This is a genomic window from Chryseobacterium sp. 2TAF14, from assembly GCF_052115105.1.
Taxonomy (GTDB): domain Bacteria; phylum Bacteroidota; class Bacteroidia; order Flavobacteriales; family Weeksellaceae; genus Chryseobacterium.
Genome location: NZ_JBFRGA010000045.1, coordinates 1 through 16,159, shown reverse-complemented (window position 1 = coordinate 16,159; position 16,159 = coordinate 1). Strand labels below are relative to the sequence as shown.

The following is a 16,159-nucleotide window of genomic DNA, read 5'->3' as shown; positions in this document are numbered from 1 at the left end:
CCAGAGGTTTCTAAGAAAATTTAGTGCATTGCTTCACTCAAATCAATTTTTTCTTTGCTTTTTCGTTCTCTGATAAATAAGATGAACGGTATACAAATCAGGAACGCTACACCGAGATAAAGGAAAACATCCATATACGATAAAACGGTTGCCTGTTTGGTGACGGTCATGTCTAAAACTTTGTATGCTGCTTTCAATGCTGCGTCAGGTGACATTCCTTTGGCGATAAAACTGGCTTTTAAACCTGCCAATCTTTGCTGAACATCAAAGCTGTCGCTATCTAAGTGCGAAATGAGGTTAACCCTGTATTTCTGGCTTGCATTGGCAATAAAGGTGGTAATTGCTGCAATTCCGAAAGAACCGCCGAGCTGTCTCATCATTCCTGTAAAAGCTGCTCCCTGCCCGATTTCCTGACCTTTTAATGTGCTTAATGACAATGAAGTAATCGGGATAAACAATAAACCAAGTCCCATTCCGCGTACAATCAGCATCCAGAAAAAGGCATCTTTACTGGTATCGGGTGTCAGAATTTTGTAGCCCCAGAAACTGTAAATGAAAAATATAAACAATCCTAAAGAAACTAAAACCTGCTGTTTTGCGCCTTTTGAAAGAAGTCTTCCGATAATCGGCATCATGAAAGCTGTGGTAAGTGCCGCAGGAATCATTAATGCTCCTGACTGAAGCGCCGTCCAACCCAAAATACTTTGAGTATATAAAGGCACAATAAATGTTGAACCATACAAACCGAATCCTAAAACAAAGGACATTACGGTTCCGATCCTCAGATTTCCGTTCTTTAAAACCCTGAGTTCTACAATCGGATATTTAAAGGTGAGCTCGCGCCAGAGAAATAATATGAATCCTAAAACCGCGGTAGTCGTGAAGGTTACAATCATTCCGCTTTCAAACCAGTCTTCTTCGTGACCTCTTTCCAGAATAAACTGTAAAGATCCAACGGTTACTGCCAATAAAGCAATTCCGAGCCAATCGACATCCGAAGCTTTGCGCTTTTCTGCAAATTTCGGACTTTTGATAAACTGTAAAGTCATTAAAGTTGCGGCAATCCCAATTGGAATATTGATATAAAAAATATACGGCCAACTGTAATTATCTACAATATATCCTCCCAAAGGCGGGCCTAAAGTTGGACCAATAATTACTCCCAAACCATAGATTGCCTGCGCCATACTTCTCTTTTCGATAGGATATGATTCTGTAATAATGGTTTGCGAGGTTACCAACAACGCTCCACCACCAATACCTTGACATAATCTGAAAAATACCAGTTCCCAAATATTATCGGCATTTCCACATAAAAATGAAAATATGGTAAATATAATAATGGAGGCAGCAAAATAATTTCTTCTCCCGAACTGTTGAGATAGCCAGCTCGTCATGGGAACTATGATCACGTTACCAATTGCATACGCCGTAATCACCCATCCTACTTCAGAAAGTGTAGATCCCAGATTTCCCTTCATTTCGTTGAGGGCAACATTTACAATCGTGGAATCCACAATTTCAAGCAAAGCACAAAGAATTGCCGTAATCGTGATGATTACTCTTCGGGCTCCGTATTCTACTAATGAATCTTGCATTGATTTTTTAATGTGTTTAAAGAAGGTTGAGGTTAAGATTTAGGCTTATAATAAAGCTCAAATTATTATCCTCATCTTTAAGAATTTATAAGAAAGTGAATTGTCAATGATCAATCGACTTCGTTGTCAATTTTTACTACTTCATTTCCAAAACAGCATCAATCTTACTGCATTTTCAATTCACAATTATCTTACTGCATTCTCAATTCAAAATTGACTTGCATCAGCAAAACCGACAATTCACTTACTAACTTTTAATTTTTATTTTAAAGAAACTTCTGCTTTCACATTCATTCCTGTTCTTAATCTTTTTGCAATATTTGGATTTAATTTTACAAAATCGATTTTTATCGGAAGTCTCTGTACTACTTTTACGAAGTTTCCACTTGCGTTATCCGGAGGCAAAATAGAGAATGTAGAACCTGTTGCCGGAGAAAATGAGCTTACCACGCCGTCAAATTCTGTATCCGGGAAAGCATCAATTTCTATTTTCACTTTTTGTCCTTCAACCATTTTGGCAACCTGGGTTTCTTTAAAGTTGGCAATTACCCATTTTTGATCGTTTTTAACCAAGCTAAATAATTGTGCTCCCGCTTGCAAAAACTGTCCTGCCTGAATAGGAACTTTTCCTACAAAACCATCTTCCGGAGCTACAATAACGGTGTAAGAAAGGTTTAATCTTGCGCTTTCTACATCAACTTCTCTCTGCTTCGCTACCGAACCGGCAACTGAAATTTGCTGAGAGCTTGCTTCTGTTTGTGAAGAAGCAATTCCTGTTTGTTGTGCAATCTGGTTTCTTGTATCGACTAAAACCTGCAATTGTTTATCTGCAGATTGTTTTGCTGCTAAAGCCTGCTCATATTGCTGCTCTGTAATTGAATGATCTTTTACAAGAACCGAATATCTTTTTAAATCCTGAGACGTTTTCCAGACGTTTACTTTTGCTGCTTCAATTTGTGCGTTTGCTGTTGCTACAGCAGCTTGTGAGCTATTAATATTTTTTGAAGTTGCATTGGTAGAAGATTTAGCAGAAGAAATATTGCTTTGTGCAGTAGACAATGCTGCCTGAGCCTGCTCTAAAGCTATTTTCTGATCTCTGTTATCTAAAATAACCAACGTGTCACCTTTTTTTACAAACTGGTTGTCTTTTACTTTTACTTCGGCTACATATCCTGAGATTTTAGAAATGACAGGGTTCATATTTGAAGCAATCTGAGCATCATCCGTTTCTTCATGAAACTGACCATAAGTGTACGATCTGTAACCGAAAATTCCGCCCCCGATTACTACTGCCGCTAATATTATTGGGAAAACTAAACTTTTTTTCTTTTTTGGTTCAGTTGTCTGAGTATTGTTATTTTCCATTTTTTGGATATTGTCTTTTTTATTGTTAAAATTTTATCATCCATTTTTAGTTTTCAAAACGTTGAATTTTTAAACTTTCAACCGTCAACTAAAAACTATCAACTGCTTATTTAATTGTTAAAGTTCCTGTAGTCTGCAATAGTTTTCTGTAAGCCAGCGCAGCATCGGCTTTTGCATTGATCACACCTACGTTTGCTGCAATTTGAGCTGCATCTGCATCCAATAGTTCTGTCATTGTAGCAAGACCGTTATCGTATTTGTTTTTTGTAATTCTGTAATTTTCGTTGGCTTGCTCTGCAGATTTTTCAAATACGGCAATTCTCTTTTTCGAGTAATCTGTATTTTGATATTCCTTATTTACATCCAATTTGATATTATCATTCAGCAATTCGTTGGTTGCAGACAACTGCATTTCTCTTGCTTTAGATTGTTTTAATGAAGAATTTTCTTTCCAGAGATTTGACAGGTTGTAAGAAATTCCCACTCCTACATTTACAGCATTATACAAGGTAAGGAACTTCGGAACATCTGCTRCAACATAACCTCCTGTTAAAGCAATCGAAGGAAGATTTTCTGCTTTCGCCGCTTTTGTTCCCAGTTCTGCCGCTTTTCTTTGTTGGTCTAAAGCCTGAAGATCTTTACGGTTTTCTCTTGCCTCATTCAGATAAAAATCAACAGGTTTTACATCATCAGATTCGTCAATATAATTTTGATCAACTTCTATTTCCGTAGATTCCGGAAGTCCCAAAAGCAGATCCATATTAATATTGGCGATGTTGTAATTATTTTTTGCTTCTAAAAGCTGCAATTCAATATTTGAAGTCTGAAGGTTTGCTTTTAAACGGTCATTTCTTGCAATCACGCCGTTATTTTCAAGCTTAAGAAAAGTCTCGTCTCTTTTTTGAGAAGCACTAAGGTTTTCTTCTAAAACTTTAATCGACTGATTGGCTTTAAATAAATTGTTATAAGCCTGCGCAACGTTGTAGGCAATGGCAATTTTGTCGTTTTCGGTGCTTAATTTTGATGCTTCCACCAGATATTTTGCCGACTGAATTCCATATTTAATTCTTCCGCCGCTGTAAATGGGAACGCTTAAATTAGCCGAACCAAATGCAACCTGATGAACTTCCGGTCCTCCCGCCGAAGAAACACCTGGAATTTTTAAATCGATTGTCGGTTTAATCGGGAGGTACATATAACTTCCCGAAACTTTCAAATCCGGAAGCTGTCTGTTTTTGGCTTCCAAAAGATCGGCTGTAGCCTCTTCTATTTTGGCAGCATCTATTTTTAAACTTTTACTGTTCTGGATTCCCAGCTGAACCGCCTCATCAAGACTTAACTGCTTTTTTTCCTGAGCATGAGTGTACATCATTCCTGCAAAAAGGGACAATGCGATAACTGAGCTATTTATTCTCTTCATAACCTAAAAGGTCTTTTAAAATATGTTTTACGTGTTGTGTAAGTTCGTTGAAATAAGTTTCCTCAAAAGCTTCTTCGGTATCATTATTTTTTAGAAATTCTTTGTACATTCCTATAGCATTTGACGCATAAAATAACGTTCCGCTTACCGTAGAATGCAGTAAATAGATTGGAGGATTCTTAGTAAAAATTCCTTTCTGAATCCCGCTTTCCAATATTTTAGAATACATGGAAATGAAACTCATTTTTGTTTCCTTTAAAAATTCTACGATCTGAGGATTTTCTGTATGAAGCTGTTCTCTTTGCATAATTCTGTAAAAACATTTGTGATGTCTTACTCTTCCTGCAAACTGGTCAACAATTCTTTCAAGTTTTTCCCATTCATTGATATCTGTTCTTTCCAAAATATCTTTAGAGAAAAACTGCCCTTCATTCATTCGATATTCTACCAGTTTCTCGTAAAGTTTTTCTTTAGAACCGAAATAATAAGAAATCATTGAGATATTTACATTCGCAGCTTTAGAGATCTCTCTTGTGGAAGTTCCCTGAAAACCATTTTCTGCAAATAGCTTTTCGGCGGCAAACAATATATTTTCTTCTTTTGAAATCATCTTTGTTAATTTTCGGATGCAAATGTACGACGGATTTTTGTTAAAATCAAACGATTGATTGATTTTTTAATTTATTTTTAATTTTATTTAATAAAAAACCACAATTTATATCAATAAAAAAACGTTCCCAATTGCCTGAAAACGTTTGTATTACTTTATTAAAAGACGATTATATACTTTTATGAATATATCTCGATAATTTAATTCCTAAATCTGTCCATACAATTTTAGGATTTCCATTTCTTGTTAAATGTAAATCGGCTGTGTTAATTTCTTCTAAAATATTGATGATATTGGCGCCGCTGATGTATTTTGAAAATCCTGCCCAATTAAAACCGTTTGCGTCAATCTTTTTATACACCAACTCTTCAGACTGATAATTTTGCAACAAAGCCAATCTGAAAATTTCTGAAGCGTAGTTGAGAAAGTTCTTTTGCTTTTCCCTGTTCCAGCCTGCGATTTCTTTAGCCCAAGTGATAATATTCTTAAGAAATTCGGGTTTCTTTTTTACCATAAATGCATCACGCACCCATTGTACAAAAAGTTTTTCAAACTCCGGATTTTTATTTTCTGAATTTAAGAGATTGATCGCATCATTAAGATTTCCCTGAGCCTGATGAACAATTTCTCTGATTTTTTCTGCCGAAATCTGAAAATTATTCTGAAGATAAGATTCAATATCTCCATCATTAATTCTGGGAACTTCAATCAGTTGGGTTCTTGATAAAATGGTTGGTAAAATATCATCGGTACTTTCAGCGGTGAGAAGAATGATGGTCTTTGYGGGTGGCTCCTCCAAAAATTTAAGAAATTTATTGGATGCTGCCGTATTCATTTTATCGGCTCTCCAGACAATGAGAATTTTCGTTCCGCCTTCAAAGCTTTTCAGGGCAAACTTCTGGTTTTGTTCATCAATTTCGTCTGCTGAGATGAAGAATTGTTTGTTTTCAGATTCCAGAACGGCAGTCCAGTCATTAAAACTGGCGTAAGGAAAATCTAAGATCATTTCCCTGAATTCTTCAAATTTATTTTTACTCAAAGAATTTCTGTTGTCGGTAAAAACCGGAAAGCTGAAGTGTAAATCCAGATGATTGAGATGCTCTACCTTTGAGGCAGCATGCTCGTTTTCACCTTTCAATATTTCTTTTGCGTAAGCTAAAACCAAAGGCATCGTTCCGTATCCTTCTTTTCCTATGAAAAGCTGGGCATGGCTTACTCTGTTTTCGGTGATGCTGTCCTGAAGGAGTTTTTTAAGGTTTTCCTGTCCGGCGATGTTTTCCCAATTCATGTTTCAAAGATAAACGAATTTTGGAAAAGGATAAATGGTGAATGTGAATTTTAATTCGTAAACGAATATGAATTTGTCATGCAGAATAAAAAATTGACAACGAAGTTTACTGACTATTGACAATTCACTACTCAATCCCCTTAACAAACTTTAACCTCATTAAATTTTTACAATTCATTAATATTTAAGATATTTGCGCATTATTTTAAAAATCTAGAATGAAAAAAATTTTTGTACTATCATTCATTTCAGTGGGGTACTTCCTTAACGCGCAAAGTCTGAGCAACTCACCTTATGCAACTTTCGGAATTGGTGATGTAAAATATGATAATACGATTGAAACCTCTTCGATGGGAGGCATCTCAACTGCTTTTATAAGTGATTTCAGCAGTAATTTTAACTTCGGAAACCCTGCGAATAACAGCAATTTTGAGTTAACAAGTATAAAGCTTGAAGCTACCAACGAAAACAATTATTTTAAAACTGATTATAATAATACGAAGTCTACTAAACATTCTACGTATTTATCTAATATCTCCATCGCTTTTCCTATTTCATCAAAAATAAAAATGGGATTCCTGTATCAGCCTTACAGCTCTAAAAGTTATGAGGTACTTCATACCGAAACTATGGAAGATGGAACTATTTACGGAAACAAATTTAAAGGCAGCGGAACTTTAAATACCGCTCAATTGGCAGTATCTTATAAAATAAATTCTCAGTTTGCAGTAGGAGCAAGAGCCAATTATTATTTTGGTAATCTGTATGATCTTAACGAATTTTCAACGTCTACTGCAGAATTGATAAACGGTTACGAAACCAAAAACAGCATTAAAAACTTCAACTTTACTTTAGGTACAAGCTACCAAAGTATTGATACGCGTAATGATCATAAACTTACGATTGGGGCAACGGCTACATTTGGTAATACCAGTAATATGACAACCGAATATATTAACAGCACTTATTATTACAGTGATGTTGATATTAAAGGCGGAGAAACTATTATTGAACAAAAAAGAACAAACTCAAACAATCTTCTTCCGCTTCAGGCTTCTGTTGGTGTAGGATATGGAAGTGAGAATCAATGGTTTGTTTCAGGACAGATTGATTATAAAAAAGGAGAATCTATAAGCTATTTCGGGAATACTTTTGATTATCAGGATTCTTACAGAATTTCTGCTGGAGGTTGGTATTTGCCAAACTACAACAATTTCAGAAGCTATTTTTCAAGAGTTGTGTATCGTTACGGTGCTTTTTATGAAAAAGGAAACCTTGAAATTGCAGGAAACAGCATCAATAAATTTGGTATCTCTGCAGGGGTAATGTTACCATTCAAAAACAGCAGCATTACAAGAATGAGCGGTCTTGAGATTGGTGTAGAATTAGGAAAAAGAGGAACGCTTAAAAACAATCTGATCAATCAGAACTTTGTGAACCTGAAAGTTGGTTTCAATTTTGCTGACAGATGGTTTAGAAAACAGCTTTACAACTAAGATGAATTTTATTTCAAACATAAATTTTAAAAATATAGCATACCTTTTTAGTTGTGCTATATTTTTTATATTCACATCGTGTGAAGAAGATCTCACCAAACTGGATGGAAACAATAACAAAAACTTCCCTTCACAGATTATTCACAATGCAAAAATTATACAGAGAGATTCCGGTTTTATTACCCTGAAAGCAACCGCTCCGATTATTGAAAAATATGAGTTGATCGACAGCCCGTATACTATCGCCAAAAAAGGAATGAAGATAGAATTTTTCGATAAAAAAAATCCTAAAAAACCCGGTAACATTACTGCAAAATTTGCAAAAATGTATGATTACAAAAAATTCTATGAAGCAAGAGGTGACGTAAAAATTCTTACCAGTGACGGGCAAAGATTCGCGACACAAAGTGTTTTCTGGGATCAGAAAAAAAACAGGATCTATACAAGAGACACCGTTTATGCAACGATGGAAGACGGCTCTACTCTTGTGCATGCAAACGGGATGACCGCAAAAGACGATTTTTCAGAATATAGATTTTTCAACAATTCCGGAGATCTTGATGTAAGTAAGGTTAAAATGGCACAACCAAGACCTTAATCAATGACCATTTATAAAGCAATAGGATTAATGTCAGGAACCAGCTTAGATGGTTTAGATATTTGTTTTGCAAAGTTTTGGAAAGAAAATTCAGATTGGAAGTTTGAAATCATCAAAGCTGAAACAATTCCTTATCCTAAAATTTTAGAAGAACAGCTTAGAAATTCTATTCATTTATCTTCAGAAGATTTATTGGCATTGCATTCAGAATATGGTTTTTATTTAGGCAAAATTACCAATGATTTCATAAAGAGAAACCAGCTTTCAGAGATTGATCTGATTGCATCTCATGGCCACACTGTTTTTCATCAGCCTCAAAGAAAGTTTACGCTCCAGATCGGAGATGGAAGAGCGATAAAATTACAAACTAAAACTCCGGTTATTTACGATTTCCGGTCTCAGGATGTTTTGCTTGGCGGAAACGGAGCACCTTTGGTTCCGATTGGGGACGAGATGTTGTTTTCAGATTACGATGCCTGTCTTAATCTTGGCGGATTTTCGAATATCTCTTTTAAAATAAATGATAAAAGAATCGCTTTTGATATTGCTCCGGTAAATATTGTTTTAAATAAATTAGCTCAGGAATTGGGTAAGAATTATGATGAAAACGGAGATTTAGCAAAAAAAGGGGAAATAAATATTCAATTATTAGAACAATTAAATTCGCTTGAATTTTATAGCCTTTCTCATCCAAAATCTTTGGGAATTGAATGGTGCAATGAGAATATATTTCCTTTATTTTCCGGGATTGAAAATGTAGATCTTTTAGCAACCTTTACAGAACATGCTGCTGAACAGATTTCTAAAATATTCAATATTCATCAGTTTAATAAAGTACTTTTTACAGGAGGCGGAACGTATAACCGATTTCTCATCGAAAAAATAAAAAACAAAACTCAGACAGAAATCATTATTCCTGAAAAAGAAATTATTGATTTTAAAGAAGCCCTGATTTTTGCTTTTATGGGCATTCTCAGATTGAATAACGAAACCAACGTTCTCGCTTCTGCAACAGGAAGTTTACACGATCACAGCTCAGGAATTATAGCTTAAACTCTTTAGTTCAAAGGAAGATCATTAGGGTTTTCTTTGTTAATTTTAAAAGGAATTTCCCCTGCGTTTTTATAAAGTTTCAGTTCGACGATGTCAGACGGAAGATTGAAATCTTTAGCAGCCAATGCCTCTTTTACCTTTCTGATAATCACTCCGCGCAAAATCATTGAAGCTTTTCTGTAATCTACTGTATAAACCCAGAAAAATACCCTAAGATTTACCGTGCTTGTGGCAAGCTCATCTTCAATCACATAATTTTCGTGTTCCTCATCTTTTAYGATTTCCAGGTTTTCATCCAAAACATTCTGTATTACATTTTTAGCAGACTCTATATCATCCTCGTACCCAATTCCCACTACAAAATCCAGCCTGTAAAAACCGTCTGCAGTATAATTTTCTACAGGTTYTGTAAGCACATCACTGTTCGGAATATAAATATCCCGTCCGTCAAAAGTTTTTATATGACTGTAACGGAAGCTCAGCTCTTTCACTTTCCCAAAGATATCATCAATTTTTATTGTATCGTTTATATTGAAAGGTCGGTTGAAGGCAAGAATAATGCCCGCAAGGAAATTTTTACCGATGTCCTGAAAAGCAAATCCCAGAATAATGGCACTTCCGCCAACTGCAGTAAGAAGCCCTGTCGCAATGCCGTCTAACCCTGCAATACGAAGCGCAAGCATAATGGTAAAGATTACAAGCACAATCGTTACAGCCTGCATCAGAAATTTGGTCATCAGAGGATCATCAGACCTTTTCAGGAATTTTTTTCTGTAAAATTTGGTAATTAACTGCGAAATTAAAACGCCTAAAATAATGACCAGCAATGCCAAAGCTACTCTTGGAAGTATATGCAGAAAGCCATTATAATAAATTTCGATTGATTTTTGAATCGTTTCTGTGGAAGATTGAAGTAAGACCATCATATGTGTTTTAAACATAAATATAGGAATTATTTATAAATCTTTCAACATTTTGCTCTGATTTTATACTTTAAAATATTCATAACGATTTCATTTTCAGTAAAAATTTCAGGATCAGAGACAAGCTCAAATTAGTAATATAACAAAAAAACCTTCATTGCTGAAGGTTTTTGTTTATTTATAAGCTTCGATTTTATCGGTGAGAGTATTAATGAAATTCTGAAGCGGTTTCTCAACCATCATTTTAATGAAAGGATTAAATTTTCCTTCAAAAAGCATCTGTACTTCAGTCTGATTTTCGTTTAGAGGTTTCAAAGTTGCTGTAAGGGCAAAGTCTAAGCTTGAGCTTGCAGATTTCAAAACAGCTTTTTCATCGGTAACTTCATCTATTTTGAGTGCGATTTCTGGCATTCCCTGAAGCCCGAATTTGAAGCCATCTTCCCAGGTTTCAAACTTCTGAAGACCATCCGGCATAAATTCTTTATAATTTTCAGGAGATTTCAGCAACTCAGATAAATCTTTAGATGATTTATTGACAATAATTTTTCGTCCTTCTAAATTCATTTTTTATTTTTGTATTTAAATTCTTAATTCTTACAAATGTATAAAGTTTTTGTGAACGAAAAAAAATTATTGATATCTAAGAACCCCGAAAACTTGGAGAAAACCATAAATTATGAAAGTTTCACAACTTTAGAAATCGCCCTCGATCTTTTGCAGAATACATCGACTTCCGAGCTTAACGTTTACGGTGAAAAAATTGGTGAGATCTGGGAGAATTTTAAAAAACTTTTCAGGATTATTGAGGCTGCAGGAGGAATTGTAAGCAAACCAAACGGAGATACACTTTTCATCAGAAGATTAGGAAAATGGGATCTTCCGAAAGGTAAAATGGAAAAAGGCGAATCTCGTGAAGAATCTGCGATAAGAGAAATTGAAGAAGAAACCAACCTGAAGAATGTAGAGCTGAGAGACTTCATCAATACCACTTATCATATTTATACCGAAAGAAACGGCGACCGTGTTCTGAAACATACCCACTGGTTTGAAATGTTCTTTGACGGTGAAGACACCTCAAAACCTCAGATAGAAGAAGGGATTACTGAAGTAGCCTGGAAAAACGCCATCCAGATTGAGAATGAGGTTTTTCCAAATACTTTCCAGAATATAAAGCTGATTATCCAGGAATTTTGGGATGCACGATCTAAATAAAGTCGATCGCTTTTTCTAAAGAAATCCCTCGTGAAGCTTTAAGCAGAATATTTTCAGACTGAATTTTATTGTCTTTTAAATATTGAATTAATTCATCTGTCCTTTCAAAAGCTGCAGAATTTCTGTTGATGTTTTTAAATTGTTTTCCGACAGTGATGATTTGATCGAAGCCTAATTCTTGAGCCAGATTTAAAATATTCTGATGCTCTTTTTCGCTTTCGTCACCTAACTCAAGCATGTCACCGATAATGATTGTTTTTGAGCCTTCAAAAGTGATAAAATTGTGCAATGAAGCAGACATTGAACTCGGATTTGCATTGTAAGTATCTAAAACTAAAGTTTTATCGTTTTTTTTCACAACCTGAGATCTCATATTTGTTGGAGTATAAGATTCTATAGCAGATTGTATTTTATTGAAATCTATTCCGAAATGAAGTCCTAAACTCGCTGCTGCACAAAGATTGGTGAAATTGTAATCTCCGGTAAGCTTTGATAAGGCTTTTTGATCCTGAAATTGTAAACCGACAAAATTATTTTCAGAAAAGGCATCAAAATAGTAATCGGAATCTGTTTTTCCAAAAGTTATTTTTGGTGTATAGCCTTGAGTTTTATCAAGCTGAACAGGATCATTTTCATTAATTAAAATAGTCTGAGCTGAATTTTTAAGATAATCATAAAGTTCAGATTTTCCTTTTATCACTCCTTCAAATCCTCCGAAACCTTCCAGATGTGCCTTCCCAAAATTGGTGATATATCCGAAATTTGGTTTTGCAATAGTACAAAGCAGTTCAATTTCTTTTTGGTGATTGGCTCCCATTTCGATGACCGCCATTTTATGTTCCGGTTTAATAGAAAGCATGGTCAACGGAACACCAATATGATTATTTAAATTTCCGAAAGTATATTGTACATTGTATTTTTCTGATAACACGGCATGAATAAGCTCCTTCGTCGTCGTTTTACCATTACTTCCGGTAAGACCAATGATCGGAATATTTAATTGACTTCTATGATGAATAGCCAGTTCCTGTAAAAATTCCAAAGTAGAAGGAACATAAAAAATATTTTTTTCTGTATTTTCAAACTCTTTATTTTCAACTACAGCAGCCAATGCACCCGATTCAACAGCTTTTTCAGCTAAAGTAGCGGCATCAAAATTATCTCCTGAAAAAGCAAAGAAAATATCATCTTTTTCTACTTTTCTACTATCGATCGTTACTTTTTTTGCTTTTAAAAAGATAAGATAAAACTGTTCTGTATTCATGTGAAAATATATGTTTTTTTGTATGCAGCCGCCAAATCTGTAATCGTTTTAATGCGGCGATTTCATGGTTCAAAAATAAAAAAACCTCCCGAAAATACGGGAGGTTTTTTTTAAGTATTTTGATAAATATTATCTTCTCGTTCTAGATTTGTCGTTTACTCTAGCATCTTGTGCAACACGGAAACCGATCCAACCATAACCAGCAGACTGGTTTTTGTATCTTCTCTGTCCCGGATCCAACCAATATGCTGAATCTTGCCAAGAACCACCTTTCACAACTCTGATATCGTTAGAAATAGTTGAAGTTCTGTCTTTAGTATCTTTTTGCAATACTACTCTACCATTTGCATCAACCACGAAAGTTGTTTTTGGAGAATTGTACATATTGTATGCTGTAGCAGAATCGTTTGCATTTCTATAATCTAATGAAGACTGTCTGTCACCATCTCTATAGTTTCTGTAATCAGCAATCGTCTCTCTTTCAAACTGACCAGGCAAGTTTTTGTAAACCAATCTTCCGTCAGCTAAAGTATCATATTTCATATTACCTTCTTCTACCATTTTGTAAGTTCCGTCTCCGTTTCTTACGATAGCTTGAGGCATGTTTCCTCTATAGTAGTTGAAATCACTAGCAGATTCATCAATGATTGGTCTGTATACATCAGCAGTCCATTCTGCAACGTTTCCAAACATACCATAGATACCGATGTTGTTTGAAGGAAACTGTCTTACATCTGAAGTTTGAGCAGCACCATCATTTTTCCATCCTGCAATTCCTGAATAATCTCCTCTTCCCTGCTTAAAGTTTTCAAGGATCATTCCTCTGTTTTTCCCTTTAGTACCTCTAAGCATATCGATTTGAGGTTTCTTATCCAGATAGCTGTTATACTCTCTGTTTTTTTCCATCCCAAGAGCAGCAAATTCCCATTCAACCTCTGAAGGAAGTCTGAATTTGGTAACCATTGCAGCATTAGGAGATCCGTTTGCAGCCTGAATTCTTTGATTGGTCGTTTTCATACCCGTTCTCTGATTCATTCTTTGCTGGTTGATATACCCTTGCATTTCAGGATCATTCGATTTGAATTTATCCATATTGAATGCAGTTCCACCTTGGTTATTAGATTCGTTGATGTACAAATCTTTTGCAATAATACCGGCTTGCATCAAAGCTTTTTCGTTTGCTCTGTCTGTCAACCATTCGCAATATCTGTTTGCCTGAGTCCAAGAAACTCCTACTACCGGATAATAATCATAGTTTTGATCTCTGAAATAAGTTTCGTTAAGATCATTTCTAGATAATTTATTATCCCATAACAAGGTATCAGGTAAAGCACCGTTGTAAATTTCTTTATAACTAGGATCACTTGGAGGGAATACATACTTCAACCATGTAAGGTATTCGCGGTATTCGTAGTTAGTAATCTCAGTTTCACCGATAAAGAACGAACTAACCTGCATTCTGCGAGGCGAGTTATTCCAGTCGTGCATTACATCATCTTTCACTAATCCCATTGTAAAAGTTCCCCCTTCGACATACACCATTCCCGGCCAACCTTTTTGTTTCTGTTGCTTTCCTGCAAAAAACCAACCCTGTTTTTCGTTTGGTTTCCAACCTGTCTTACTGACAAATTTTTTGGTACCGCCGCCTCCGGAAGTCCCAGAACCACCACAGCTAGTTAATGCAAGTGTAGAACTCAATGCTATTAATGAAAACAACTTTAGTTTTTTCATAGTCGATATAAATATTATTCAAAGTACAAAGAAAAAATAAATTATTCAATAAATCAAATAAAGATTTGATTTTTTTGAAAAATCTTAACAAATTAATTTTATGGTATCACATATTAATTATAAAATTTTCATTTATTTTGTAATTTAGAAATTTCAAACATAAACATGAGACTAAAAATCACTCTCTTACTTGTATTTGCTTTTGTATCAACCTCTTGGGCTCAGCGAGTACCTATTAATTGGGACGGAGCTAAAATTCAGGATTATGGTGATACCAAAATAAATCTTCCAAATTTCAAAAACGAAGGTTTTTCGTACAGCCAAAATAACATCTTTATTTTTAATAAACAAAAAGCAGGCGAAAAACAATTTCGCGTTACGAATCTTATCTGGGAGCCTGTTTCTTCTAACGATTTATACGAACTGAATAAGGATCTTATTCAGGATTTTGACATTTCGAGTATAAGTTATTATTATTATAAAGGAGAAAGATATGCGAGCGTAAAGGTAGGATTGTTTAAAAATCTTAAAGGAAGAGTTTTAAGATTATCTTCTTTTGATATTTCTGAAAGCAATTCATCTGCACCTTCAATGGCTGCTAAAGTCGGAACTACCCAAAATCCTTTATCAAGCGGAAGTTTTTATAAAATTAAAGTTGATAAATCTGGAGTTTTTAAAATTACTGCGCAGTTTTTGAGAGATAACGGAATGAATCCGGCAAATATCAATCCGAAAAATTTCAGAATCTACGGAAACGGAGGAATTATGCTTCCTGAGTTTAACCAGGATACAAAGTACAGCGCTTTGCAGGAAAACGCAATTCAGGTAGTTGGTGAAGATGATAACGTCTGGAACGATGGGGATTATGCACTTTTTTATGCGCAGGGACCAAACGGATATAATCTTTACAACAAAGCAAACGGAAATGGCTTTAAAAGGACCGATACCAGATTGAATGATAAAAGCGAAAACATAAAAAATATTTACGAAGATTTTTCTTATTACTATATTAATTTTGATAAAGGAGCAGGAAAAAGAGTGCAAAACGTTGATGTAAATCTTCCGGCTACACCGCTTATTTCGAGATTTGATAATTACCAGGTTGTGAATAATGACCAGAAAAATTTATTAAAAGTAGGAAGAATCTGGGTAGAAGATCAGGGTTTTACAACCGATAAAGCCGTTACTTTCGACTTGGCTTCACCTATTCAGGGAACTGACGTTATACGTTACAGAACACAGGTTATAGGATGGAGATCCCAGCAAAATACTGTTGCTTTTAACATTAATACTCAAAACCCATATACTCCGGCAGATGTTCCTTCAAATAACCAGTACAGTACTTTTGATTATTTTCCTATACAATATAGCGGAACAATTTCTAATCTTTCCGGAAACCAGATCACAATAAATTATGCACCAGATATTTCAACCAATCCTAACGGATCTTTTTATCTGGATTATGCAGAGATACAATACAAAGACGATCTGAAATTCAGCGGAACCCAGATGAATTTCAGAGATTTTTCTCTGGCAAGCGGCACAAATACAAACTACGGCTTTAGTATTTCAAATATCGGAACTCTTGAGCAGGTTTGGGA

13 protein-coding genes and 1 pseudogene are annotated in these 16,159 nt (G+C 35.1%); 5 read left to right on the top strand and 9 right to left on the bottom strand.

Annotated features, from left to right (window positions below):
• Positions 1–20 precede the first annotated feature (20 nt).
• From AB4Y90_RS07230 to AB4Y90_RS07210, 5 genes are all read right to left on the bottom strand, one after another.
• Positions 21–1,598 carry a DHA2 family efflux MFS transporter permease subunit gene (locus AB4Y90_RS07230; protein ID WP_441556746.1) on the bottom strand — a complete coding sequence of 526 codons (1,578 nt, stop codon included), beginning with the start codon at positions 1,596–1,598 and terminating at the stop codon, positions 21–23.
• A 261-nt stretch (positions 1,599–1,859) separates the two neighbouring features.
• Positions 1,860–2,963: an HlyD family secretion protein gene (locus AB4Y90_RS07225; RefSeq protein ID WP_441556745.1), complete on the bottom strand. Its 1,104-nt coding sequence runs from the start codon at positions 2,961–2,963 to the stop codon at positions 1,860–1,862.
• A gap of 106 nt (positions 2,964–3,069) precedes the next feature.
• On the bottom strand, positions 3,070–4,383 hold the full coding sequence (locus AB4Y90_RS07220) for a TolC family protein (protein ID WP_441556744.1): 1,314 nt from the start codon (positions 4,381–4,383) through the stop codon (positions 3,070–3,072).
• Entirely contained in the window at positions 4,367–4,993 is a 627-nt protein-coding gene (locus tag AB4Y90_RS07215; protein ID WP_441556743.1) for a TetR/AcrR family transcriptional regulator, read from the bottom strand. The genes AB4Y90_RS07220 and AB4Y90_RS07215 overlap by 17 nt, the downstream gene beginning before the upstream one ends.
• Before the next feature lie 169 nt (positions 4,994–5,162).
• Entirely contained in the window at positions 5,163–6,281 is a 1,119-nt protein-coding gene (locus AB4Y90_RS07210; RefSeq protein WP_441556742.1) for a DNA polymerase III subunit, read from the bottom strand.
• A 218-nt stretch (positions 6,282–6,499) separates the two neighbouring features.
• On the opposite strand from AB4Y90_RS07210, the gene AB4Y90_RS07205 reads away from it, so the two are divergent.
• From AB4Y90_RS07205 to AB4Y90_RS07195, 3 genes are read left to right on the top strand one after another with little or no spacing between them, the layout of a single operon-like run.
• Positions 6,500–7,777, top strand: a complete 1,278-nt coding sequence (locus tag AB4Y90_RS07205) for a hypothetical protein (RefSeq protein ID WP_441556741.1) — start codon at positions 6,500–6,502, stop codon at positions 7,775–7,777.
• A gap of 1 nt (position 7,778) precedes the next feature.
• A complete protein-coding gene (gene lptC / locus AB4Y90_RS07200) occupies positions 7,779–8,375 on the top strand; it encodes an LPS export ABC transporter periplasmic protein LptC (RefSeq protein WP_441556740.1) in 597 nt (198 codons plus the stop codon).
• Positions 8,376–8,378: 3 nt separating this feature from the next.
• Complete coding sequence (locus AB4Y90_RS07195; protein WP_441556739.1) at positions 8,379–9,428, top strand: anhydro-N-acetylmuramic acid kinase; 1,050 nt, start codon at positions 8,379–8,381, stop codon at positions 9,426–9,428.
• Positions 9,429–9,433: 5 nt separating this feature from the next.
• Here AB4Y90_RS07195 and AB4Y90_RS07190 read toward each other — a convergent pair whose 3' ends face one another.
• Both AB4Y90_RS07190 and AB4Y90_RS07185 read right to left on the bottom strand, forming a co-directional pair.
• Positions 9,434–10,351 carry a mechanosensitive ion channel family protein gene (locus tag AB4Y90_RS07190; RefSeq protein ID WP_441556738.1) on the bottom strand — a complete coding sequence of 306 codons (918 nt, stop codon included), beginning with the start codon at positions 10,349–10,351 and terminating at the stop codon, positions 9,434–9,436.
• Positions 10,352–10,525: 174 nt separating this feature from the next.
• Positions 10,526–10,915: an SRPBCC family protein gene (locus AB4Y90_RS07185; RefSeq protein WP_441556737.1), complete on the bottom strand. Its 390-nt coding sequence runs from the start codon at positions 10,913–10,915 to the stop codon at positions 10,526–10,528.
• A 69-nt stretch (positions 10,916–10,984) separates the two neighbouring features.
• On the opposite strand from AB4Y90_RS07185, the gene AB4Y90_RS07180 reads away from it, so the two are divergent.
• Entirely contained in the window at positions 10,985–11,563 is a 579-nt protein-coding gene (locus AB4Y90_RS07180; protein ID WP_441556736.1) for an NUDIX hydrolase, read from the top strand.
• On the opposite strand, the gene AB4Y90_RS07175 is transcribed toward AB4Y90_RS07180, so the two are convergent.
• On the bottom strand, positions 11,556–12,827 hold the full coding sequence (locus AB4Y90_RS07175; protein WP_441556735.1) for a UDP-N-acetylmuramoyl-tripeptide--D-alanyl-D-alanine ligase: 1,272 nt from the start codon (positions 12,825–12,827) through the stop codon (positions 11,556–11,558). The genes AB4Y90_RS07180 and AB4Y90_RS07175 overlap by 8 nt on opposite strands.
• Positions 12,828–12,956: 129 nt before the next feature.
• Positions 12,957–14,558, bottom strand: a complete 1,602-nt coding sequence (gldJ, locus tag AB4Y90_RS07170; protein WP_441556734.1) for a gliding motility lipoprotein GldJ — start codon at positions 14,556–14,558, stop codon at positions 12,957–12,959.
• 165 nt (positions 14,559–14,723) lie between these two features.
• On the opposite strand from gldJ, the pseudogene AB4Y90_RS07165 reads away from it, so the two are divergent.
• Positions 14,724–16,159 (top strand): annotated as a pseudogene (locus AB4Y90_RS07165) (type IX secretion system sortase PorU); the annotation flags it as partial.